The 24,633-nt window shown below is 67.4% G+C and carries 15 protein-coding genes; all 15 read right to left on the bottom strand.

From position 1 onward, the window contains the following. Nucleotides 1-317: 317 nt before the first annotated feature. A complete protein-coding gene (locus tag OG948_RS17075; protein WP_406297386.1) occupies nt 318-1,115 on the bottom strand; it encodes a class I SAM-dependent methyltransferase in 798 nt (265 codons plus the stop codon). Beyond that, on the bottom strand, nt 1,112-2,011 hold the full coding sequence (locus OG948_RS17070) for a phytanoyl-CoA dioxygenase family protein (RefSeq protein ID WP_406297385.1): 900 nt from the start codon (nt 2,009-2,011) through the stop codon (nt 1,112-1,114). Before OG948_RS17070 ends, OG948_RS17075 begins: the two co-directional genes overlap by 4 nt. After that, entirely contained in the window at nt 2,008-4,146 is a 2,139-nt protein-coding gene (locus tag OG948_RS17065) for a phosphoketolase (RefSeq protein WP_406297384.1), read from the bottom strand. Before OG948_RS17065 ends, OG948_RS17070 begins: the two co-directional genes overlap by 4 nt. Beyond that, on the bottom strand, nt 4,143-5,273 hold the full coding sequence (locus OG948_RS17060; RefSeq protein ID WP_406297383.1) for a hypothetical protein: 1,131 nt from the start codon (nt 5,271-5,273) through the stop codon (nt 4,143-4,145). The genes OG948_RS17065 and OG948_RS17060 overlap by 4 nt, the downstream gene beginning before the upstream one ends. A gap of 20 nt (nt 5,274-5,293) precedes the next feature. Continuing rightward, complete coding sequence (locus OG948_RS17055; RefSeq protein WP_406297382.1) at nt 5,294-6,007, bottom strand: HAD family hydrolase; 714 nt, start codon at nt 6,005-6,007, stop codon at nt 5,294-5,296. Continuing rightward, nucleotides 6,004-7,188 (bottom strand): enolase C-terminal domain-like protein, encoded by a 1,185-nt coding sequence (locus OG948_RS17050; RefSeq protein WP_406297381.1) that lies wholly within the window; start codon nt 7,186-7,188, stop codon nt 6,004-6,006. Before OG948_RS17050 ends, OG948_RS17055 begins: the two co-directional genes overlap by 4 nt. A gap of 1 nt (nt 7,189) precedes the next feature. Next, nucleotides 7,190-8,254 carry a radical SAM protein gene (locus OG948_RS17045; RefSeq protein WP_406297380.1) on the bottom strand — a complete coding sequence of 355 codons (1,065 nt, stop codon included), beginning with the start codon at nt 8,252-8,254 and terminating at the stop codon, nt 7,190-7,192. Between the two features lie 95 nt (nt 8,255-8,349). Beyond that, a complete protein-coding gene (locus OG948_RS17040) occupies nt 8,350-8,769 on the bottom strand; it encodes an ATP-binding protein (protein WP_406297379.1) in 420 nt (139 codons plus the stop codon). A 119-nt stretch (nt 8,770-8,888) separates the two neighbouring features. Further along, nucleotides 8,889-10,121, bottom strand: a complete 1,233-nt coding sequence (locus OG948_RS17035; RefSeq protein ID WP_406297378.1) for a helix-turn-helix domain-containing protein — start codon at nt 10,119-10,121, stop codon at nt 8,889-8,891. An 82-nt stretch (nt 10,122-10,203) separates the two neighbouring features. Next, entirely contained in the window at nt 10,204-11,316 is a 1,113-nt protein-coding gene (locus tag OG948_RS17030) for a DNA-binding protein (protein ID WP_406297377.1), read from the bottom strand. A gap of 222 nt (nt 11,317-11,538) precedes the next feature. Then, nucleotides 11,539-14,445: a DUF499 domain-containing protein gene (locus OG948_RS17025; RefSeq protein WP_406297376.1), complete on the bottom strand. Its 2,907-nt coding sequence runs from the start codon at nt 14,443-14,445 to the stop codon at nt 11,539-11,541. Further along, complete coding sequence (locus tag OG948_RS17020) at nt 14,445-17,204, bottom strand: DUF1156 domain-containing protein (RefSeq protein ID WP_406297375.1); 2,760 nt, start codon at nt 17,202-17,204, stop codon at nt 14,445-14,447. Before OG948_RS17020 ends, OG948_RS17025 begins: the two co-directional genes overlap by 1 nt. Then, nucleotides 17,201-20,188, bottom strand: coding sequence for a helicase-related protein (locus OG948_RS17015; protein WP_406300279.1), 2,988 nt, complete (start codon nt 20,186-20,188; stop codon nt 17,201-17,203). Before OG948_RS17015 ends, OG948_RS17020 begins: the two co-directional genes overlap by 4 nt. Before the next feature lie 807 nt (nt 20,189-20,995). Beyond that, nucleotides 20,996-23,542 (bottom strand): ABC transporter permease, encoded by a 2,547-nt coding sequence (locus OG948_RS17010; protein WP_406297374.1) that lies wholly within the window; start codon nt 23,540-23,542, stop codon nt 20,996-20,998. After that, nucleotides 23,542-24,375 (bottom strand): ABC transporter ATP-binding protein, encoded by an 834-nt coding sequence (locus OG948_RS17005; protein ID WP_406297373.1) that lies wholly within the window; start codon nt 24,373-24,375, stop codon nt 23,542-23,544. Before OG948_RS17005 ends, OG948_RS17010 begins: the two co-directional genes overlap by 1 nt. Between the last annotated feature and the right edge of the window lie 258 nt (nt 24,376-24,633).

The following is a 24,633-nucleotide window of genomic DNA, read 5'->3' as shown; positions in this document are numbered from 1 at the left end:
GGTGCCGACCGTGGGACCGGTGTGTCGGGCGCGGTCCCACGGTTGGTCCAGCGTCCTTCGAAGGGATCGCCGGCCTCGCCGAGTGAGCAAACATGCTGGTCAGACGGTATGACTTTGGAGGCTCGGCAGTGGCGGACAGGGCTGGACGCAAGGCGGTGGAACCGGGCACGCGCGCGCGTGCGCGCGCTGGACGGTCCCATTAGTCCCACGTAGGTTTCATGGCCTCACTGCCATCAGTACTCGTCGGGGCGTTCAGTGGCACGAAATCGCGGTGCACTCTCGGACTCGTTGCTGCTCGCGTTTTTCTGACCGTCGGATCAAGGGCGAGTCGCGATGATGGCTTCCGTGCGAATGAGTTCTGCGAATCGGCCGTCGGGTTGGAAGGCGGACAGTTCGTGGCGCAGGTCGGCCTCGAACGCCGCGCGGGTGTCGCCCAGTTGGGCGTGGCTGCTGTAGCTGAGGCTGTACTGGTAGCCCACGACCTCGTCGATGGTGCGTACGAGGGTGCGATCCCAGCGGGCTGTTTCGATGTCGGAGAACGCGGAGCGGGCGAGGACGTCTTGGTGGCGTTCCTTGGGGTGGGAGTAGGTGCCGGCGCCGGCGCGGCGTTCCGGGCCCAGGTAGCAGGTGCGGACGTCCGCGACGACGGCTTGCCAGTCGGGTGGGTCGATGTCGCCGGGTGCTCCGCCGGAGGCCAGGACGACCGCGCCTTCGGGATCGATCAGCGCGTCCAGGTCGCGTAGCACTTGGTCGCGGTCCATCCAGTGGAAGGCCGCGCCCATGGTGACCAGGCGGAGCGGATCGAGGTCCATGTCGGGCAGGGTGGTGGAGTCGCCTTGACGCCAGTCGATGTTGTCGATGTCGCGTTCGGTGGCGAGTCGGCGGGCCTCGACGAGCATGCCGGGCTCGGGGTCGATCGCGATCACTTGTCCGACGTGGGCCGCGAGTTCGAGGGCGATGATGCCGGTTCCGGTGCCCAGGTCGAGGACGCGTTCGGTGCCGGTCAGGGCGAAACGGTCGACGAGCAGTTCGTACATGGCGGGGTCGTATCCGGGACGGTAGCGGGCGTAGAACGGGGCGGTGGAGGCGAACAGTTCGTCGGGCTTGTACGTCATGCCGGGGCCTTTCGTTGAGCCTGGGTGGGGTTGGCCTCCTGTGCAACGACCGCGACCTGCTCGCGGTGTTCCAGCCATCGCGTGAGTGGTCGAGCGCCTGCACCCTTGGCGAGTGAGCCGTCCGGGTCGCGGTCCGCGGCTCCCAGGAGTTGGCGTTCGACGTCGGTCAGGTCGGCTCGGCGCAGGAGTTCGGCAGCAGGATCGTCCACCGGAGCGAGCCAGCGGTAGCCGTACTGCATCATCACGGCCAGGCGCGGGCTGCCGGAGGTGTTCAGCCCTCCGGCGTGCCACGTGCGGTTCTCGAAGAGGACGACGTCGTACGGGCCGATGGGTGGGACGACTGCATCCGGTGGGTTGATGGAGCCGGCGGGGACCTGCACCTCGTCGGTACGAAGATGGCTGCCGGGGACGAACATCGTGACGCCGGCGGTCGGGGTGGGATCGGTCAGGAAGTAGGCGGCCTTGATGGCCAGACGGGGGATGGAGGCCGAGCCGAGGTCGCGGCTGACCCCGTACATGTCGCGGTGCCAGCCGGGGCGCTCCGGGGTGCGGATCGTGCGGGGACCGTCGGGCGGGATCGACGGGAGCGCGATCAGGTGGCTCGACAATAGGTGCAGGTTGGGGCCGAGGAGCGTGGCCACGACGGTGAGCACGGTGGGCTCGGCGACCAGGGGCAGGAACGCGCTGTCCAACGCAACCACGCCGCGGAATCCGTCTTTGCCGTCGGTGCCCCGGTCGCGGCCGGTGGTGATTGCAGAGGCGAGGAGCCGATCGGCCGCGTGCCGGAGCATGTCGCGGCGGTCTTTGGCCAGGATGTTGCGCAGGACGGCGAACCCATCGCGAGAGAAGGATTCGACCACGGTTGGGTCGCAGGTCGGCAGTGGCGTGGGCGTCACGATCCGGCCTCCTCGATCAGCTCGGTTGCGGTGGTGGCCAGTGCTTCGGCAGACATTCCGCAGTGGGTCAGGAGGTCTTGCGGTGTTGTCGGGCCGCCGGGATCCCGGTAGCCGACGACGTGGAAGCGATTGGCCTCACTCCGACTTGCCAGCAGCGCGTGAACTGCGGGTCGGTACGTGGGTACGGCCAGGAGGACCGGACACCGAGTTCCGAATAGGTGAGCGAATGGCTCGTCGGCGAGCGCGTACGGACGGTCCGCAGGATCACCGAGGATTGTCAGGTCGTTGATGTGTACGTACTGGAGGACGGTTCGAGGGTGGGTGCGGCGCAGGTACCCGGCGGCATGCGTGAGGTTACGGGCGGGCACGTCGCCGGCGGAGGCGAGCACGATGTCGGGTGGGCGGCCCATTCCGTTGCCCATGTGTGGCCATACCGCCGCGCCGTGGATGAGTTCGTCGCGGAATGTGTCGGGGGCGAAGCCGGGTCCAGGGTGCTTGTCGGTGATCAGGAGGTTGACGCGGTCGCGGCTGGCGAGCATCGCGGACAGGTTGGCGGCGGCGCGGGATGAGTCGGCCGGGGTGTACAGGTGTACGAAGCCGTCTTCGAGTTCGAGCATGGCCGAGGCCAGGCCGGGGTTTTGGTGCGTGTACGAGTTGAACCAACCCAGCGACGTGATGAGGTAGTTGATGCTCGGGAGCCCGGCATCACCTGTGCGGTAGCGCAGGAGTCGGTGCTTCAGGTGCTGCGTCAGCAGGCTCGTGTTGAGCGGTGCGAACGCCTCGTAGGTGGCGAGGAGCGCATCGCGGCCGGTCTCGGTATAGCCCTGGAGCCACGCGTGGCACAGCTCCTCGTTGAGCACCTCGACCGCCCAAGGCGGAAGCGGCGAGGGCTTGTCGGCGAGCCGCAGCCGGTTGGACCCAATCTCGTCCGGGCTGAACAGGCGAAACCCGTGATGCGCGGCTCGCGCCCGGATGACTGCCGACACCCCGGGCACCGCTTGGCCGCGGACGCCTTGCGGCGGAGGCGTCACCGAAGGTCCAGGGGTCGGTTGCGCCCCGGGCAGTGCCTGACGGACGAGGGCGGCTGGGCGGCCGTGCGTGTCGAGCAGCTCGGTTGGTCCGTACGAAGCGAGCCAACGGGCGAGGGCCTCGAACTCTGCCGTATTCGTCATCGGGTCGGACAGCGGCGTCTTGTGGACAGCTGGCGTACCGGCTATCTGCCGCCCTGACACCTCCTCAGGCCCGGTCGCGCCCTTGGGCATCGTGAGCACCACGACCGGTGGGTGCCCCGCCTCGCCGAGCGGTCGAAGCAGCCCGAACGCGTCCGCCAACATCTCACGAAAGCCTCGGATGTCGCTGCCGTCGTGGATGAGTGGGAAGTAGCCGAGACCGGCGAAGTAATCGTGAATCTCGTCTGGGGTCAGTCCGGCCAATAGCGACGGGCCGCCCATCCGCAGACCGTTGGCCAGAACGACCGGTAGTACCGCGCCATGCTCACCCGTCCCGAGTAGCGCCCGACGGCCGAGCCAGGCAGCCGCGGTGAGACCGGTTTCGAGTTCACCGTCTCCGATGAGCGGCACGACCAGGCGGCGAGGTGCGTCGAGCGCCATGCCTTGCGCGATCGCCAGCGCCGGGCCGAGTTGCCCACCGGTGTGGCGAACCCCGGGGATGAGCGGGGTGATCTCGCCGCCGAAGCGGGTCGGATGCGGGAACCCGGAGACGAGCGCCCGCAGTTCGGCCATCGACCAGCCCGGTCCGTGCGCGGTGAGGTTGAGCGTGTTGTTCAGGTACGCGTTGGCCAGTGCGGAGGGCCCCGCGTGGCCGGCCCCGTGCAGGACGAGGACCTCGGAGCCGCCCGGGGACCGCGCAATGAGCGGTCCGAGGGCCGCCAGCACGAGGTTGACCGGCGGGCACACGCCCCAGTGTCCACGCGGAACGGCCTTGAGGTGCTCCGACCGGAGGTGCTCGGCGAGGCGGGGGTTGGCGGCGAGGTAGAGCTGTGCCGCACATAGGTAGTTCAGAGCGCGCCAATACGCCTCGATCGAGGCGTCCTCGACGGCGTCGGATGCTTCCCGCGCGCACGTTCCCCAGTCGGGGAAGTCTGGGGCGACCCGCTTCGGAACGGTTGTGGTCAACGTGGCCTCCGAGCGCGGACGGCTTGGACAGCGGCAGCGATGCGTGCGTCGCGAATATCCGCATCTGCCGATTCGCGAATGAGGTGGAGCATCTGGGCCTGTTCGTGAAGCGGCAGGATCGACCAGTCGAGGCCCGCTTCGGCCAGGCGCGCGATGAGGTCCAACGGCCTGCGCTGCCTGCTGCCATCGCGCATGGGGCGCAGGACCACTGCGACCCCGCCGGCGTCGTCGTCGCGAAGGAAGGGCAGCGCGGCCTGCCCGTCGAGAGACACCACCACTTCCGTCGTCGGGTCCAACCCGACACGGGTGACCCGGAAACGTCGCCCTCGCAGTCCTGCCGGGCCGTTGCAGGGCAGGAGAAGTGCCGGTGGGCGTCGGTCTGCGGCGGGGCGGGCGATCACGTGCAAGGTCTCGTCGCGCTCGGGCAGCGACAACAGGGTGCGGGAGGTGGGGTGGTGCCATCCGGTCGGTGGCTCCGCGACCGCGATTGTGCCGCCACCGAGAGTGGTATCGGTGCGGCGGGCGGCTTTGTAGGTGAACAGACAGCGATCGACTCCGCCGAGCAAGGAGTCGGTGAATGTGTGCTTCCAGCCGTTGCCGTTCCGCTCGGGCGGCAGGTGCTCCTTGCCCGCGACGGTCAGCGCGAACGAGACGGGCGTTGGCAAAGCCGCCGCAAGGCGATCCCGTAAGACGCCGATAGCGCGGTGGAAGGTGTCGGGGTCCTCGATTGCGGCAGCGATGATCACCTCGTCACCCCCGAAAGTCGCCACGCATGCGGCCTCCCATGTCTGCTCGGCGAACCACTCGCGGGAGACGGCGCCCAGACGGGCCATGACGCGGTTACCGGCGAGGTGCCCGTAGCAGGCCGGGTCCGACGCGTTCGTGGTCTCCACATGCTCCTTCAGGCCGTCCACGTCGCCGATGGCGAGCGCGACCAGCCCATCCGCGACGAGGACCCCCGCCAACTCCCGAGGGATGTTGGAGTGGAAGTCGGGGAACGCGACAAGGCCGGTCAGCGGGTCCTCGCGGCTATCGGCGCACCAGGTGCGCAGCGGCAGACGCGACGAGTCGAACAGGGGAATCGAGCTGGTCAGGGGAATGTGCGTGCTCTTGGTGCTCGGGTCCATGGCGGACCTCCCCGGGCGAGTCAGGCGTGTGTGGGCAAGAGATGTGCGAGGGCAGCCAGCGTCCGGATTCGGGGCACGTGGCTCGGGATCGCGGGCGCGTCGGTATCCCCTGACCGCTGGACGTAGGCCGCGTGCCATCCTGCGGCCAAGGCCCCGGTGACATCCGCGCGGACCGAGTCGCCGACATGCAGCAGTCGGTTCGGGGCGAGCCCGACGGCGCGTTCGACAACGGCGAACGCCTCGCGCTCCGGCTTGCATGCGCCGGTCTCGGCGGAAGCGAAGACGTCGTCCAGCAGAGCCTGGAAGGCCGGCGGCTCGTTCGGGATGGACGATCCGAGCGCGTTGGTCATCCCGTACAGGGCGAACCCGCGCGCTCGAAGCAGCTTCAGGATTGGGACGGCGTCCTCGAACAGGTCCGGCGTGGCAGCCCGTTGTCGAGCGCCTTGGAGCACCTGCACCAGCGGTCCGACCAAGGCATGGTGGTGGTGCAGAAGTGCGATCTCGGCGGCCAAGTCGCCGGGGCTGATGAGGCGGCGCTTGGCGATCTTGCCCATCTGGGCGCGAGCGTCGTCGAGGGTGATACCGAGGACGTCCGCGATCTGCCCGGTCGTCGGGCGCGTATCCGGGCGCACGAGGGTTCCGCCGAAGTCGAAACTCACTGCCGCGACGTCGGCGAATCCGCCGGCGTGCCGGGGCTCGGTTCCTGCCTTCGCGGTGATGGGAAGGGAGGTCATGCGGTCACCTCGGCGCGAGGCTTGTCTTCGTCGAGGACGAACGACTCGGTCAAGCCGGGGGCTTGCGGTACCTCGATCCATCCGTCCATGACGCTCAACGGGCGGGTGTAGACCTGCTGGCGCAGTGGTTCGACCGTCAGGTGGTACTCGACCGCCGGGACCTTGTCGCGGCAGCACGCGCCGGCCAGGGCGACTGCGGCTGCGAGATGGGCGCCGTGTGTGAAAGAACGAAGGCCCAGGTCGGCGGCCAGCTCCACGGTGTGCAGCGATCGGGCCAATCCGCCGCACCAACCGGGATCGGTCTGCCAGACGTCGACTCCGCCTTGGGCCAGGAGCCGTACCTGCTCCGCCGGGTCCACCGCGTGCTCGCCGGCGGCGAAAGGCACACCACTGTCGCAAGCGCGTAACCGGTGCCAGATCCACGACGTGGGCGGCGCGAGCTCCTCGACCCATTCGATGCCCAGGTCCGCGAAGACGGGCAGCAGCCGCATTGCTTCGTCCATGTGACAGCGTCCGGCCGCGTCGATCATGAAGCGATCTCCGCCGGCTGCCTCGCGCAGGCGGGCGTACGTGCGCTCGACCGCCTTGGGGCCGGCGATGATGAGGCTCTTCGGGAGCGGCCACTTCTGTCCCCAGTAGCCACCAGCCTTGATTGCGGCGGCTGCGGATGGTGCGTCGGGGTGTTCCGGATCGAGCGCCAGGGCGGAGGCGTAGGCGGGCACACAGGGCCGCACCATGCCGCCGAGAAGGTTGGTGACCGGGCGACCGCATGCTTTCGATGCCAGGTCCCAGCAGGCGAGTTCGATGGTGGAGGCTGCGATGCGAGCGTGTGCGCCCTGGTGATGACGTCCGGTCGTCGGCCGATACGGCAGTCGTCGGGGTTGCGCCGTGTCAAGGCCGATGAGTCCGGAGGCGTGGTCGTCGAGGATGAGGTGCATGCCGACCTCGCTGATGGGCCCGGCCCAGCCGGAGTGTTCGTCGGCGACCAGTTCGAGCGCGAAGCGCGTGTGGTGCTCGGCCCAGCGCGGCCCGGCCGGTTCGGTGGCGACCGCGGCGACCTCGGGCGCGAGTCCCGCAGGAAGGCCGACCGGCTGAGGCGGCAGGCTCCATGCACGCACGCGGCGTACGACGGACGTGGTGAGTGAGGCGCCCTGTTCGAGTCCGGGGCTTCGGGTCGCCATGTCAGATCCTCGGCCCGACGAGTTCTTCGCCGGCGAAGGTGAAGCACCACGGGCTGCGGTAGTTCTGCCACCAGCGCGGTCGGAAGTCGGTGCTGACGAACAGCTTCTCGACCCTGCGACGCATTGTCAGATGCCACTCGATCGAGTCGGAGCCCTTCGCGCGATAGACGTCCATGAACGGGTTGTGCGCCTGGTAGGTCTGGAAGCGCGGGAACGTCGTGGTGACCGGCACGAAGTCGCGCAGATGCTCGATGGCGGGCTCGATCTCATCCAGGCCCACGATGTAGGTGAAGTCCGTCGTGATGCCGCGCTCTTTGGCGGCACCCAGGACGCGCACCATGTCGGGCGGGGACAGGCGGGCCTTGGACTCCTTGAGGATCAGTGGCCGACGAGTGAAACACTCGGCGGTGAGGGTGAGGTGGAAGTCCCCGAGAGCGGCGGCGGCGTCCAGGCCCTCGTTCGTCGCGATCACGGACGAAAGGAAGTGCAGCGTGCCGGAGCACCCGTTGTCGGCCATGGCCGCGCGTACCTCGGTGAGGTGCTCAAGGGCGAGTCGCTCGTACAGGAAGCACCCCGTGCATACGGTGACCGTGTCCACGGCGGCTAAGTCGTCGAGCCCGGATTCGGTGGCGAGGGCACCGAGGTAGCCGGTCAGGTCGAGGGCACGGATGGTCGGATCCGAGGCACCCTCAAGGGTGTTGGGGCAGAACACGCAGCCGGTGCACTGGGAGCGGGCGTTGGAGTTGAGCGTGAGCATGCGGTGCCCGTTGCGCCAGTAGCCGAGTACGGCGTCGTCGTCCTCGATCCCTTCGACCTCGCCGACCTTGACGCCGTGCAGGCGTAGGTCGGTCTCATCGATCTCGAAGGGGGATTCCTCGCGCCCCAGCGACAGGATCAGGAACAGCGGCTCCTCGGGCCGCGACGTCAGCCGGAGCCGGAAGCGCATGCGCGGCTTGTCGAGGGGCGACCTGGCCCCGCAGGCGTTGAGCGCGATCAGCATCACGTCCTCGGTGTTGATCCGCCACTGTTGGGCCACCTCGTCGAGGTGGCGGAGCGAAGTGAGCATCTCGTGGTCCTTTCGCATGGAAGGCAGGGCACGGCGCAGCGGCGCGAACCCCCTGTGGTGGAGCGATGCGCCGAGATGGCGCGAGTGCGGGTCCTTTAGGCGCCAGGTGCGGTCAGAGGCAGGCGGACGACGATCTCCTTGCCGCCGGTGGTGGTGTCGGCCGCGACCCAGTGGGTGCCGCCGAGTTCCTCGACGAGGCCGCGGATGAGCAGCAGGCCCCGGCCACCGTTGGGATGGGCGACCGGCAGGGCGCGGGGTCGGAACGGATGAGCGTCGGCCACGCCTACGACGAGGGCCTCGGCGTCGAGTTCGAGGCGTACGGTGGCGTTCGGCGAGATCAGGGCCGCGTGGCGGGCGACGTTGGTGACGAGTTCCGTGACCACCAGGTGCACGGCGTCGGCGACTTCGCCGTGCACGGCCCACTGGTCGAGCACCTTCGCCGTCTCGTGGCGAGCCCAGGGGACGCGTTCGGGCGTGGCGGCCACCTGGAAGATGTGGCTTGTGGTGGTCGTCATGGCTGTCTGCCTCCCGGGCCCGTTGCGATCTGATTACAGACCGTAGGGAAGGGCGGGCAGAGAGGTGTTCACTGTGGTGAACCCTGCGAATCAGCTTGTTTCGGATGAATCGGATCAGGTTATGGAGCGAGCCCCATGCGGTGGGCGAGGCCACGCAGGTCGCGCGCGGCGTGAGTGGGGAGTTGGCGGCCCATCAGGTCGGTGATGGCTTCGCGGACCAGCACGTTCGCGTGGACGCGCTGAGGGGCGATCCGTTCGGCGGTCAGGAGTTCGACCACTGCGTCCGCGGCGCGCCCGCGCAGGTGGGACAGCGAACGGCCGAGGTCGCCGTGGAACGCGGCCTGTCGCCCCGGTGCCGCGAGCACCTGCGGGGTGACGGCTGCACCGGCGGACACCGCTTGGCCGTGGCGTCCGAGGTCGGTGTTCAGGCTGACCCGGTGGATGCCGACGTTGGTCGGCCCGAAGTTCAGGTGCCACGCCTTTGTCTCGCCGGTGCGTGCGGCCAGGTCTGCGGCCTCGGCCAGGTGCGCCTGGACCTCTCGGGTCTGGTCGCGGCCGGATCGTTTCGTGTCCTGTGTCAGGCAGGTGGCGCGGATCAGGTGCAGTTCCCCGAGTAAAGCGTGCCCATCGGCTCCGGAGAGGTGGCGCTCTACCTCGTCGGCCGCCCGCGTTGCGCGGGTCAGAGCTTGATCCGGACTCCCGGCGGCCATCAGGACGTGGGTGTGGAAGAAGCCGGACAACGCGTGATAGACGGGGTCGTCGAGCTGCTCGATTGCGTCGGCTGCCCGCGTTACCGCGATGAACGCCAGGTCGGTATACCCGAGGGTCTTCAACAGGAGCGTGCAGGCCGGGTGGTAGGCATCGGCGAGGAGTCTCAGGAGATCGGTCCGATGACCACCGTCGGCGGCTTCTGCTGCGGCGTGCAGGTCGCCGAGAAGCGCTGGCAGTCGCTGAGCCAAGACGTCGTACTCGCACGCGTGGTACATCCGGTTCGCCTCGACCACACGTGCGGCCAGGAGCCTCGTCGGCGGCGCGGGACGATCGGGCGGGGCGGCGAGATGAACTCCCAGGAGTGCGAGTCGCAGTGCCGGAATCGCCTCGTGGGCGGTGGTTGCGCGGGGATCGACGGGCGCGAACGGCTGCCCGGTCAACTCCGCGGGGGCGACCTGGAGCGCGGAGGCGAGCGCGAGGATGTGACCGGTGCGCTCCAGCTTGCGCTGTCCGTTTTCCAGCATCGACAACATGCCGATCGAGATCCCGGCAAGCCCGGCCAACGTCCGCAGGGACAGTCCACGTTGAAGTCGCACGGCCTTCAGCCGCTTGCCGACCTGCTGCGGCGACCCGTCGTTCATCGCGCCCCCTGAGTCGTGGCCACGTTGAAGCGTAGGACGAAAGGCCGCCCCTTGAGGTGAGGTTGCCCAAACCACACGACGGTCACGACACCCCGGCCAGCACGGCGATAGCGCGCAATTTCCCGGCTACTGCCAGGTCTGTGATGCGCCCGGGAAGGACAGTAAGCAACTCCCGCGCGAACGGGTCCAACGCCAGGCGTAGGGGGGTCTGTTCGTGGGCTCCGACCAACAACTCCACCGCGCGACGCATGTCACCGCCCCTGGCGAACGCCGAAGAGGCCGAGACCGACAACCCGACCCGATCGGCCGGGTCGAGAGCGTCCATCTCGACATCGTCGTAGAGCAAGGCCGCGCGCTCGAACTCTCCGGTCTCCACAGCAACCGTCACTCGCAATCCGGCGACTGCGGCTTGGCACGGTGGGGTTGCCGCGTCCATGGCGCATGCGTCCAGCAACTCATGGGCGAATTCGACGCGACCGGCCATCGCGTGAGCAGAAGCCATCAACAGGCTCAGCTCGCCGTTGGCTGGAACTCGCGCGGCACGAGCAAGAGCGTACTCCGGCCAGCCAAGATCGAGCAGCAAGCGAACCTCCTCGGCCAGCACCGTCACAGGCTCGGCCCGTCCAGGTGCCGCCCGATGCAGAAGCAGCCACGCCAGGTCCCGGTATCCCAGCCGTCGCAACAACCCGGATGCGGCGACGTGTATGTCTACACGCACACCCTCCAATCGCTCGGCCGCTGCTCCTCCTGGCGCTTCGGCTGTGAGGTGATCCAGGCTCGCGATCACCGAGGGGAGATCCTGCGCCACCCTCAACTCGTCTCCGCGATGCTCAGCCAGTCGGATCTCGTCGGCCAGGGTGATGGTGTGATCCATCTCGATCGGCTCGACGACCGGGCCCGATTCGGCCAGCATCCGCCGAAGTTGATAGGCGGCCGCACGAACCGCTGCGTGCTCCGCTCCCGCCGGGGGATACGGCTGCCCGGTGAGCTCCACCGGGTCCAGCCGAAGCACATCGGCCCAACCGGCAAGCATTCCGCGCCGATCCACCCACTCGTCGCCGTTCTCGATGGCGTCGATGGGTGAATACTCCTCGCCGGAAGCCTCAGCCAACGCCGCAGCACTGAGGCCACGCCAGCCACGCCACATGGCGACCCGCGCACCGATCGGACCCACCATCACCTGGCTCCATCCCATCCACACTGGGCTCCTTCCACCCGCAGCTGGGGGAGCTTTGAGCCTTGTCCGCTTAATCTGAGGGAAGTGCCAAGGGGGTTCCAGCGAGCATGGGTCCACTCAGGGGCGGCACATTGACCCCAGGCCCCGCGCCGATCGGACCTGCGGTTCCCATGTTCGGCGCAAGCGTTTGGATTGTTGGCAACCTGCTCGTGTATCAGGGTGAACACCGGGCAGCGAGGACTAGAAATCTAGCTCTTCCTCTGCCCACGTGGCGCGGACTTCGTCGGCGTGCGCCTCGATTTCTTCAACCGCAGCGGGATCGGCCGTGAGGTTGATTTGGAGATCCAGGAGTTGAAGGTCGCCGCCGGTCTCGGGATCGACGACGTCAAGTACGGCTTGCAGAAGGTTGGCTACATTTCGCCGAATCTCGGGGTCGGCCAGGCTGCGGTTGGGCACCTCAAGCCGGTATCGGCGGTAGACCGGAGTTGGGGTCGGGTCGTCGGTTGTCTCGGTTCTCTGGCCAGGGCGCTCAAGGTCCGCGTTATGGCCTTGTCGCGTATCGCCGCCGCTTGTGGGACCCAGCATGTCAGGGGTCGCGGGCTCTACTTGCGGGGCTGCGACTGCCTTGCGCAGTGACAGATCCATCGAGCCGATGGAGAGGTCGTCGGCAGAGGAGATACTGAGGGGAGTGCCCTTACCGTCCACAACCTCATAGGGCTCCGGTCCGCCAAGCGTCTGGTAGATGGCGTGCCGGATGTCATCGGCTGAAGGGACCATCGGGAACGCCGGGTTCTTGTGGAACTGCTGGGCGATCTCCTTGAGAGTGAGCTGCCGAGGCATCTTTCCCAACAGGGTCTTGACGTAGTCGCCGGAGAGCTTGCCCGGGTAAACGGCACGGCCGTGGTTTACGAGCGCGTCCCACACATGCCCGCCCTTGAGTGCACTCTTGGCGTCGTCGTCGAATCGCTGCCAATCGACCTCGATCCGGTCGGTCCGGGTCAGATACGCGAAGTGCTGAAAGGCTCTGAGAAGGTCGGTGTCTACCCGTTCGATAGCCGCCCGCAGTTCGGCCTGAGCCTCACGCCGCCTCTCGTCATCGGGGTCGAGCTGATTAACGACGGTTCGCCACGCGAGCACCTCGGTGGCACGCTTGCGAACAGTGTCGCGTCGCTGAGTGTTGACGCAGGCGACGACGCAGGAGGCGGCGTTGTCGACGGGTAGAGCTTGCTCTCCGACTCCGAAAAGAGCAGCGACGTCGGCGCGTGTCGGTGTATCTCGACCATTGTGCAGGGCCCACCGTCGGGGGTCGAGAACCACCAGACGCGTCTTGCTGTTCTGGTCGACGTCTCCGAAGATCTGTACAAGTGGTGTTTCGGTGACGTCGGGTCGAGCTATGGGCATGATCTGGTCGAAATATCCCTGGTTGGCCTGCGCCAGTGTCTTGGCGCGGTCCCAGAGGTACGCATCGCGTTCGACCGATTGGACCGCGTGCCTGGCCTGTTTGTAGAACATGCGCAGGTTGTGGATGGTTTCGAGGGAGTAGCGGGGCACACCACGGCCAGCCGTTGTGCCGGTTACGTCGAGGGAGCCGAGCCCTTCATCGTCGTGTATGAGGGCGTTGAACACTTCTTCGGCGGCTTGAAAGCCTGTGGCTGGCCCGTAGACACCGGCGAGCAGTTCGGGTTTGGTCGCGCCCCGTTTTGCCTGGGCGCGTGGTACCAGCGAGTAGCAGAACAGGGCGGTCGCCATGCGCAGCGCTGGCTGGGGCTGGCCAGCATCGACTCCCCGCTCGGCCATGAGTTCGTCGAGTTCGCGGGCACGGCCGTGGATACCGTCCTTGGTTACCACGTCGGTGGCAGCGACCTGGCGGTACCCCTGAATCGCCCGTTCGTTGCCGTGCAGCAACCCCGAGGACAGAACGCTTTCGATGACAACCTGCAGCGGCAGGTCTCCGACGCCGATCAGATCAGGTGCCCACCGCCCTGCGGCGTGCTCGCGCATCCAGTGGTAGGCAGTGGAGGCGAAGATCTCGACAGTCGAGCGAACGCGTTGAAAGCCTGCGTGCCGGGCCCAGTCCTCGCGCACCAACGTCATCAGGTCCGGAGAGAATGGGTAGCTCTTCGCCAACCGGTCTTCGAGCCCGGTCAAACTGCGACGAGCTCCGAGCCGGTCGAAGACTTGCTCTTGCCATGTGCCTTGAGCGCGGGTTGACCACTCGGCAGCGACTACCTGGGTCGGCAGGCCGTCCCGCATTTCGAAGAGCCGTCGCCGGATGATGGCCGAGAAATCCTGTGCTTCGGTGACCGAAACTGTGATGCCGTTGCGCTCCAGGCGCGTGGCCACGTAGGCGCGGAGGTCCTCGGATTCGACGGTGTAGCCGCGTTCGTCGAGGTCCGATCGGATCATCACGACGACGAACGCCACTTGGTCGACCTCATCGACAGCGTCCATCAGGTTACTCAAGAACGCCTTCTCGCCGGGCGCGGACGCGATGTGCTTCTCGTCCGACAGCAACATGGCGTAGTCCATGAGCTCATCCAGGAGGATCAGCACCGGTCCGTCGGCAGCGGTGAGTGCTCGCGCCAGCGCAGCCTTGTTCGGTCCCTCAGCGAGATGACGCTTGTAGAGATCCTTGTCGCCGCGCAGCAATGACCAGAGAAACCGCTCGTACAGGTTGGTGGCGGGGCCGAACTCTGGGCTGGTGGCCCCAGGGGTCATATTGTCGGCCGACAGCACCACCACACGCGCTCTGGACAGGTCGATGGAGCCACCGGCCTGCTCCGCCTCAGTCTTGATGAGCTGCCCAAGCCCGGTGCCCAGAAATGCTTCGGCGGCATTGGCCAGATGGTACAAGCCGACCAAGGCATGGCTCTTGCCACCGCCCATGCCCTGATCGAGATGGAAGAGTGCCTTGCCGCCGAGCCCGCGGGTGCCCAGGCGGCGGGCAACCGATCCCATGAATCGAACTAGCCCAACGGTTGGCTCGGTGATGTCGGCGTAGTAACCCGGGTCGGTGTATGGGACATCCCGATCGCTGTATACCGCGCTATACAGTGACATCTGCAAATCGGTGATCTGCCCTGCGGCGTTGGTGATTTCCTTGCGCAGCGTGAGCAAATCGGCCCAGTGCTGGTAACGGGGCATCATCAGGATTCCTCGACATCGAACAGGGTCGGGCGGCGGTCGGGGCGTGTCTCGGCGTGGGCTTCGGCGATTCCACGAGCGACGTTCATGATCGTGCTGGTGTTGCGCTGTACGGCTGTCAACGCCTTCGCGACATCGTCGCTGGGTGGGAGTTGCGCGGCCAAGTCGCCGATGACAGCCCATAGATGTTCGTCGTCGACGGGGCGCTCCCACACGGCCAGTACGGCAGATGCGGCCTCGGTGCCGCCAGCGGTGTACGCGCCAGCGAGAGCACGTGCGACGTCGACCTCGGCGCTGTCCGGACCCACGCTGGCGGGTGGGTCGAGTACCAGCCGAAATCCCTTGCCGGACTCGGCCAGGAGATCGCCGCGAACGTCCTCAAGGCGCAGGTTGTCGACCTGGGCGAGGAAACGGGCCTCACCCTTGGGGACGATGGTGCGCCCGTACATGCGCATCCAGAACACAGCGAACCTGGTGATCGCGTCGAACGTTTCGATCGGGATCTCATCGAGGCGAAGTGCTGTCGCTTCCCGGACACAGCGCCGGGCCAGCGTCAGATAACGCTCCAGCGGTGCGGTTTCACCATCGGGTTGGATCACCTTGGAGTACCGTCCGTAGACCTCCATGGCTGGTCCGTAAGCGGCCATCATTTGGTCGCTCAACGCGAGCCCTTCATGGGTCCAACCCCGCACACGCTCGCTGATCGCGACGGAAACTTCCTTGTCTACCTGGGCCGCTGTTGCTGGTTCCCGGTCGGGACGGGCCACCCGACACCCGATCGTGATGGTGACCTTGATAGAGGCCACCCCAGTATTGGCGGATTCGGTGCGGCTCGGCCACGCGCTGGTGACCACAAATCCTGCGTTTTGCAGAGCTGCGAGCAACCGTTTCCAGGCATCTGGGTCTGAATGGCCGAAGACGACGACGAGGTGGCCATCGGGACGGAGTACACGGCGACACTCTTGGAACGCCTTGGATAGTGATGACTCGTAGAAGTCCTTGTCGTGGCGGATCCGGCCGGGCTCGTGGACCCGTCGGACGATGATCTCGTCGTCTTTGTTCTGCAACCCGTCACGGCTGCGCACAGCCTTCGGACCGAAGAGGTCCGGCTCGATATCGAAGAGGATCCGCTTCAACCAGACATGCATGAGATCAGACGCGTCCGCGTACTCGATCATGTCGTAGTAGGGGGGGTCGGTGACGATCGCGTCCACGCTGTCATCGCGGTACGGCAGCGCCATAGCGTTAGTTCGCCGGAAACGGGCAGCGGAGCCGCGTGCGTTCTGAGTGTGGGTCAAATACGGACGTAGCCCTGTATTTCCGACGGATGCCCATGTACCTGGTCCTACCCCTAGCCCGGTCTCCACCCAGTCGAACTGGAAGTTCAGACTCGCTTCGTTGGCGAAGAGGTCAGATACTTTGGTTCGATTCTGCGCCGAGCCGTCGGGCTTGCCCATAGCCTGAACGCGGCATCCTCGGGTCGAGTACCGAAGACGTCGGGCTAGCGTCGCGGCGGCGAAAGAAGCCAGCGCGCCTGCGTAGTCCGGCGAGACGCCTGCGGAGAGCACCTCACCATGGCAAGTTCGAATGGCGCGCGCTGTCTCTGCGAACTGAAGCGCTTGCCGGTTGCACATGAGCTCGCCGAAAGTTCGGTAGCCGTATCCGCTGGCCATGACGGTATGAACGTTGCCGTCAGGAATCGGCTCGTCGGGCACTGCACTGAGTGAACCCAGACCTTCGAGCGCGGCGAGGTCTACGGACCGGGCGGCTGCTCGTTCATCAAGCCGCAGCGTTCTGAAGACGCGCTTGGCTTCGCCCTCGGTATCGACGCCGAGAAGGAGCTCGTCGCGATATTCACCAGCGAACCCCTTGGCCTTGACGGTTTCCAAGCTGTGGACGTGACCGCAGGGAAACGGGCATCGAGCGCTCTTTCCCTTGCGTTTTCTTCCGTCTCCCAGATCAGTGGAGGAGTAGGTGGGGGGTTGTTCGGGGGTTCCGTCTATCACCTCGACACGCCAGTCGTCGCCGTCTACTACCAGTCGCAATGCCTGGCCAGCATCGTTGGTTCGTCCGTATGGATGGCGCAGGGCGAGGCTGCCAAGCAGGGGGAATCGGCGACCGCATCCGTCGCACGGAATGCTGATCGCCCACAAGTACCCCCACGGGAACGTGCCATCGGGGTTCTTGGGGTAGTAAGGCTCCACGGCAGTTCGGAGCCGATACCCCACCTCTGCGAGGAACACCTCCAGGTCTGAGATCAGCCGGGGTCGGCCGTCCCCTTCGAACAGCGAACCGACTGCCTTGCGTGTGGGGGCCCAGGGCAGTGGCGGTTCGGACGACCAGTCGCGCAGCGGGTAGTCGGCGAGAATCCGGCCAGCAAGGGTTGCTACCGGACTGAGATCAAGGCCGACTGAGGTTGCGCCCAACCGGGCGGCCTCCAACGGAATCATGCCGCGCCCGGAGAAGACATCGAGGACGACGGGCCGACCAGCTGGATACAGGTCTTCTATGACACTGGCCAGTTTGTCGATAGCGCCTCGTTCTCCGCGGATGGCGGCGTCTACCAACGGGCGACTATCCGGTTCGTCGGGCAACAGTGCGGTGGCCACGGCGGCACGGGCCTGAGCGATGGGTCGAGACGCGAACCAGGTGAAAATGGCCTTCTCGATTTGGCCCGATCCTGTGCTGTTACCGCATGCGTCGTCGACCGTCGCGCAAGGAAACCACGAATCAATCAACTTGCGGCTGGCGGCGGGGGTCATGCGGTCTCCATCAGACGGCGGAGCTGAGAAACGGGGATCTTGAATCGCTGGATCAGCTTAGGCCCGGCCAGTGTTCCAGCAGGATCCTGGCATCGGATCACGACCCTAGGCTCGGTTGCGCAGTGCAGGACCACGTAGAGCCAGTAGTCGTTGCCACGCTGTTGAGCTTGTGCCCATTCGTGCTGTTCGAGCACGACTGGCCGGACGCCGGCGGCGAAACCCTTGACCTCGATTAGTCGCTGGTTCGTCGTTCCTGGCCTGCGGGCGAGGAGGTCGTATCCCAGGCCAGCCGTTTGACGATCGTCCACGACCCAACCGAGTGCTTCCAGCTCGGCGACAACCTTGGTGATCGCCACCTTTTCGGAGTCGGGGTCGCGGCCGAGGTCTTCGGCTCGGGCTCCGCCAGCAACCCGAATCCAACCGAGCAGTGTCGGATTGGTGTGGGTGACAGCATCGATCAGATCTAGCTGGGTTAGCCGCTCGGCCTTGATGATGGCGAACCTGTCGAGCGCTTCCCGCTTGGCCGCAGGGGGCAAGCCACGTGCTTGGCGCTTGTAGCGGCGCTCGATATCACCGATGTCGGCGCGGGTCTTGGCTGTGATTGTGCGCTGCTGTCGTTCCAGATGCGCTGCCTCGTTGGCAACGGCGGTTCGAGCGGCGGCATCGGCTTCGAAGCGGGCAGCGGGCACCGGCGGCTCGGGCGCGGCGGAGGCCGTCGCGAGGTTCATGACCGACTCCCAGGCCGTGGGGAAGGCGCCTGATCCGGAGAAGCGGATGAGAAATGGCACGGTGCGGCGGACGCGCCGGATCCCGTCGTGGTGCTCAAGGTCGGCGGCGTAGACGAACAAGACGTAACTGGTGAGCGATGCGAGATCGACCGTGGCTGCGCCAGCGAGCAGGTCACCTTCACAGCGACGGACCGCGCGCTCAACCAAGTCCTGGAACGGCTCCTCAGTTGGGCCGAAGACGATCACGTCCTGCACCCGTCGGAACTGTTCCTCCTGCGCTTTCGCAACTGCTGCGGCGTCTGCAGCGATCAGGCACTCGGTCTGCCCGCCGAGTGATGACGGCAGCGGGGTGTCGTTGGCGCGCAGGATACGAATGCCCGGTGCCGGGCCCGTCGCAACGGTCCAACCTTCCACACGTGCAGCTTGATCGATGAACGCCGACACGATGACTGGGTTGATCGCCTGGAGACGGTCGGCCGCCAGCCGTTGCATCGCTTCGTTGGGATCGACGGGTGTCTTCAGTCGATCCTCATCGGCGACGATCTCCTTCGCGCGGGCGACCAGGGTCTGTGTGTCGGGGACAGCCGCGATTACGTGGCCTACCGCAGCCGGATCACGGTGGGCTGCAGCCATCGCTGCACCGAAATTGAACCCCGAACGGTCGACCGTTGCGTCGAGAAGGTCGTATAGGCGTCCATCCAGCGCGCGGGATGCTGCGGTTAGGTTGTCGAGCATGACCTGCTGAACGCGTCCCTCGCGGGTGTTGGGCGCGACCAGGTGGTACACGAATACATCACGGTTCTGACCGATGCGGTGCAGACGCCCGGCCCGCTGTTCGAGACGGACGAGGCTCCAGGGGATGTCCCAGTCGATCATTACGTGAGCGGATTGCAGGTCGATCCCCTCGCCGCCAGCGTCGGTAGACACGAGAACTTGAAACCGGTCGTTGAGGAAGCGCAGCTGCATCTCCTCACGACTGAGCTGATCGACGCTGCCCTCAAGGATCTCGGTACTGAATCCCGCAGTGCGGAACAGGCCAGCGAGCCAGCGCGCGGTGTCGGTGAACTCGGTGAAGACCAACAGCTGCCCGGTCCCCGGGGCAATGCCGTGGTGGGCCATGATTTCGACAGCGGTTCGCCACTTGGCGGGGTCGTCCTTGGAGGTCAGTGTGCGTTCGAGTTGGCCAATCACACCCTTTACCGCATCGAACTCGGCTCGCCGATCCTTGCTCCGAGCCTGCAGAACGGCTTGCTCGGCATCTCGCCATGCCTCATCGGAATCCAGGTCGGCGCGGGAGAAGTCGGCGCTGTCGAACCCGTCGGGCGGGACTGGGTCGACGCGGCTTGTCTGACTGCCCGTCAAGGCGGCCCGCCGTCGCCGCAGAGTCTCCAGAGCTGAGGTGACAGACGAGGCGGCGCGTTTGCCGTAGATGGAGCGGGCGAGCACCGAGTCCGAGGAGTACCACGTATCGACATAGCGCATCACGGCCTCGTACGCGTCGGCCTCGGCCGGAGTGAGATGCACCTGGCGGGTCTCGGCGTAGCGAGGGCGAAACAGCGGCGCGCCGTCTAGGTCTCGGAGATCTTCCTTCATCCGGCGCAAGAAGTTGTCTCTACCCGGCCGCAAAACGCTGTCGTAGTCCTTCGCCGACTCGTCCCACGGGTAGATCGCTGGATCGAGCAGATGCAGGAGGGCGCGGAAGAAGTGTTCCTTCCCGCGGTGCGGGGTTGCGGTCAACAGCAACAGGTGATGGGTGGCATCAGAGAGCTGCCGGGCGGCACCCAGGTACTGCGAGGTAGGCGTGAGGCGGTGGGCCTCGTCGAACACCGCGAGCGACCATGACGCCCTGCTGCCGACAACCTTGCGGCGGACGTCGGCGTTGTAGGTGTAAAGGTCGAGGGAGACCACCCACACGTCCACATCATTGCGAAGGTCGAGCGGGTCCCTGCCGATCTCGGCGGTGATCCGTTGCGCGTCGATACCAAAGAAGCGCTTCAGCTCCTGGATCCACTTGCCTACGAGGTGGGCGGGCACAACGATCACCGTCTTGCCGGGGATCAACTGCTGCCGACGTCCCTCAGCGAGGTACATGCCCGTCATCAGTGTCTTACCCGTGCCAGGTTCATCCGCCAGCAAGAATCGCAACCGCGGCTGGGAGAGCATGACGCCGAACACCGCGTCGTCCTGGTGGGCGTACGGGCGGATGGGGCGGGTTGCCAGAACTGCAGATCGAATCCTTGGAATCGCCCAACGCATCCAGTGGGCCCAGACCGCCGTGGTAGCCCTCTGGCTATCGCCGCTGCCATCGGACGCGGCTACTTTGCATCCGGCAACATCCTCTGAACGTACGAAAACCTCAAGTAACCCACGGCCTTGGGATCTGACGATGCACTCGAAGCCAGCGCTTACGGGTTCTGCCGCCACGACCACCACCAACTCCCCATCAATGAGGAGCCGGTCGTCCTTGGCTACATCCACAAAGAACGGCCTTTCTGGATCAGTGCATGATCTGCGCCGATGGCAACGTGGTTCGCCCGGGGCAGACCGTCACGGTGTGCTCACGCCCGTGATTCTAGGTGTGGAACCGGCTGGCCGGGGTGTCACGTGACGGCCATCGTCGGGCTCCCCGATCGTGGGTGATTCGATCAAGGCCCCCGGCGGCTCGTGGCCCGAGTTCCCCGGCCGTGAGCGCAGAGTTGCGCTCGCGGCCGGGGAACACGTTTGTGCAGGTGGGGAGGGCATCCGGATGTGTCCCCGATGTGTCCGGATGCCTTGGCACGCACCGGCATCGCTTGGGTAGGGCCGGGAGGTCTACTGCCTCTGACCAGTCCAAACGTTCCTATGTGATCTTGCCCGGCATCACAAGGGACTGCTGCTACGGTGCTCGTAATGCGTAGGTCAAGGGTTCGACTCCCTTAGGCGGCTCCATCACAAAGGCCCAGGTCACTTTATGGTGACCTGGGCCTTTGTCATGTTCGGAGGTGGCTCGCGGGGGGCGTCGCATCGATGGGGCCGCCCGGGTGGTGGCGGGGGAGCCGGCTCGCGACCGAGCCATCGTCCCCGTCAGGCCTGGGCCGCCGTGACCGGGCTCGTTCGGAGTGCGTTCCAGGTGGGCAGGAGGGTTGCCGTGAAGGTGAGTGTCGTCGCTGTGGCGACCACGGTCGCGTAGATGGTGATCGGGCCGGTCGGCAGCCACGAGTCGGTGAGGGACAGGCTGAACGGGATCACCGCCGCGGCCGCCGCGGCCGTGCCCAGGATCACGCCGATCAGCGTGGTGAGCGTGGCCTCGACCGCGGCCATGCGCATGATCTGGCCGCGGGTCGCGCCGTTCAGGCGTTGCAGGCCGAACTCGCGGCGCCGGTTGTGCGTGGCCAGGATCAGCGAGTTGATCAGGGCCAGCGCGGTGTAGAGGGTCAGCATGCCGATGATCAGGTAGTTGACCCACGCCTGGGTCTTGGATTCCTCGGCGTGCGTCTCCAGCAGTGCGTTCCTGGAGGCGGCCCGAACGCCCGGATGCTCCTTGGCCCATGCCCCGAGCGAGGCGATCAGCCGGTCGGGGTCGGTGCCCTCGGCCGCGCGCACCAGGATCTGCGCGGGCAGCCCGTTCGTGGTGTGCGGCGCGAGCAGGGACACCGGCAGCAGCAGCGAGTCGTAGCCCGGCCGGCTCTCGAACAGCGCGACCACGCGCACGTCCACCGAAGCGCCGTCGCCCAGCCGCACGCGGACCGTGTCACCCGGCCCGCGATGGATCGACCGGGCCAGACCCCGAGGGATCGCCACGGTATTGCCGCGCAACTCGGACAACGACCCGGAGGTGGCCGTCACCGCCGTGGCGGGCAGACCGAACTCGGCATCCACCCCCTGGAGTTGCAGGCCGTGCCGACCGTCCGGCGCGGTCCGCGGCTGCTCGATGAAGCCCTCGCTCGCGGCGTACGCGCTCGCGCTCGCGACGCCGGGAATGCCCCGCACCCGCTCGACCAGAGCCGGGTCGAGACCGCCACCCGCACCGGTCAACACCGCGTCGGCGCGCAGGCTTTCCGTGTACACCCGCTCAGCGTGCGTGGTCGTGGTGGTCTGCAGGTACAACTGGCCGGTGCTGATCGCCACCGCGAGCATGATCGGCGTCACCACGGCGGCCGTCCGCACCGAGGTGGCCCGTGAGCCGAGCATCGCGATCCGGCCGGACTCGCCGGTCAGCGCGCCGAGCGGAAGGGACAACACCCAGGTGAGCAGCTTGGTCAGGCCGGGGGCGAGCAGGGCCAGGCCGATCGCGGCGCAGATCACCGCCGGGCCCGCCGTACTCCCGGCGATCGGGCCCTCCAGGACGAGCACGGTGACCAGGCCCAGCGCGGTGGCGCCGGCCAGCGCGATCAGCGCGACCACGCATCGGAACCAGTTGAACCAGCGCTGCTGGAGCGCGGATTCGGCGAGCGCCTCGGTCGGCTTCGCGGTCACCGTGCGTCGCGCGCCGATGAAGCCGCCGACCAGTGCGGTCAGCAGCACCGCGCCCGCCGCCGCGACCGCCGGGATCCAGCCCTGCTCGAACCGCACCGTCTCGGCGACCATGCCGGAGGTCACCAGCCGGTCGAAGAGCACCCGACCGGCGGCGGGTCCGGTGAACCACGCGACACCCGCCGCGAGCACGGTCACCAGGAACGTCTCGCCGAGCAACATCCGGCGCAACTGACGCGGCGTCGCGCCGATCGCGCGCATCAACGCGAACTCGCGGCGGCGCTGCTGTACGGACAGCCCGATCGTGCCGGCCACCACGAACACCGCGACCGCGACCGCCAGCCCGCCGAAGACGCCCGCCAGCGAGATCAGGTCGGACTTGTCCGCCAGGATCTCGGGGTGCTCGACCGCGCCGCGATCGTCGCCGGCGAGGATCCTGGCCCGGTCCTCGTTCAGCGCGCCGGCGACCCGCTTGCGCAGCGCGCCGAGATCGGCGCCCGGGTCGGCCACGATTGCGATGTCGGCGATGGTGCCGGCGGGTGCCGCGAGCCGCTCCGCCTCGGCCGCCGCGAAGAACATGGTGGCCTGCGGGACGGTACGCGCCGGCTGCGCGATGCCGGTGACCCGGTACGCGGCCGAGCCGCCGTGTGCGGCGATCTCGACCCGGTCGCCCACGGCGACGCCCGCGCGGCGCGCGAGCGCGGCATCCAGGACCACCTCGTCGGGCCCGACCGGCGCGGCCCCTCGGGTGAGGGCGTACGGCGTCAGCGCCGCCGACTCCCAGGCGTGCCCCTGTGCCTTGCGACCGCCACCGGCGCTGGTCAGCGCGGTCTCGAAGGTGCGTTCGCCGACCGCCGCGCGCACACCCTCCAGGCCCCGCACCCGATCCACGAGCCGCGCGTCCAACGGCACCCGCTCGGCCAGGGCGAAGTCCCGCTCCCGGTCCCCGGATCCGTCGCGTGGGCCGGTGAAGGTGGGATCGCCGATCACCAACAGCGAGGCCTGGGCCAGGCGTTGCGGCGGCGCGTTGTTGCGTACCCCGGTCTCGAGCAGCCCGCCGCAGGCCATCACCACCGTCGCGCCGAAACACAGCGCGACGAAGGTGGCGACGAAGCCACCGGCCCGGAAGCGCAGCGTGCGCAGCGCGAGCCCCCACATCAGCGGATCCCGTCGACCGTCGGCCGCCCACCCGGGAGCGGAGCGTTCGCGAACGCGCCCAGGTGGGTCATGCGTTCGGCGATCGCGTCCACCGTCGGCGCGTCCAGCCGGTCGGCGATCCGACCGTCGGCGAGGAAGACCACGTGGTCGGCGAAGGACGCGGCGATCGGATCGTGCGTGACCATCACGATGGTCCGGCCGTCGGTCCGCACGGACTCCCGCAGCAGACCCAGCACCTCGGCCGCCGTCCGGGTGTCCAACGCACCGGTCGGCTCGTCCGCGAACAGCACGGCGGGGCGCACGGCCAGCGCGCGGGCGATCGCCACCCGTTGTTGCTGGCCGCCGGACAACTCGTGCGGCCGGTGCCGGGCGCGGTCGGTCAGGCCGACGCGCGCGATCACCTCGGCGATCCGCCGGCGGTCGGCGCGCTTGCCCGCGAACCGCAGCGGCAGCGTGATGTTCTGCTCCACCGTGAGGGTGGGCAGCAGGTTGAACGCCTGGAAGACGAAACCGATCCGCTCCCGACGGAGCCTGGTCAGCGCGTTCTCGTTGAGCTCGGCGAGGTCCCGGCCGGCCACCGCGACCGTGCCCGACGTGGGCCGATCCAGGCCGGCCGCGCAGTGCAGGAAGGTGCTCTTGCCGGAGCCGGACGGACCCATCACGGCGGTGAACGAGCCGTGTCCGAAGGCGAGGGTGACCCCGTCGAGGGCGGCGACCGAGGCCGAGCCCTTGCCGTACACCTTGCGCACCGCGTCGAGCCGGACGGCCGGCGCCCCGACACCCTCCGGTTCGTCCCCGATCGTGTGTCGTGGCCGTGTCGGTCGCCCGCTCACTGTCGTCCCTCCGCCGTTCCGGCCGCTCCCCGTTCACGGCACCGGATCCACGCTAGGAGCGTGAAACGGGCGTGCCCATGGGGCTGGCCACCCTTCGGGGGTGGGGCCGGCCCCATTCCCGAAGCCCCGCCGAACCCACCGGCCGCGGCGAACCCGGGCGCGGTTCTAGGCCGAAGTGTGTACGCCGGTTCGTTCCCGCGGAGGGCGTGCCGGGCCGGGGCCCGGACCTAGCCTCATAGCCGTACCCGCAGGTCGAGT

The organism is Embleya sp. NBC_00888, from assembly GCF_045207655.1.
Classification (GTDB): Bacteria; Actinomycetota; Actinomycetes; order Streptomycetales; family Streptomycetaceae; genus Embleya.
Note: the sequence above shows the minus strand (reverse complement) of the source record. Positions and strands in the feature narration are given on the sequence as shown.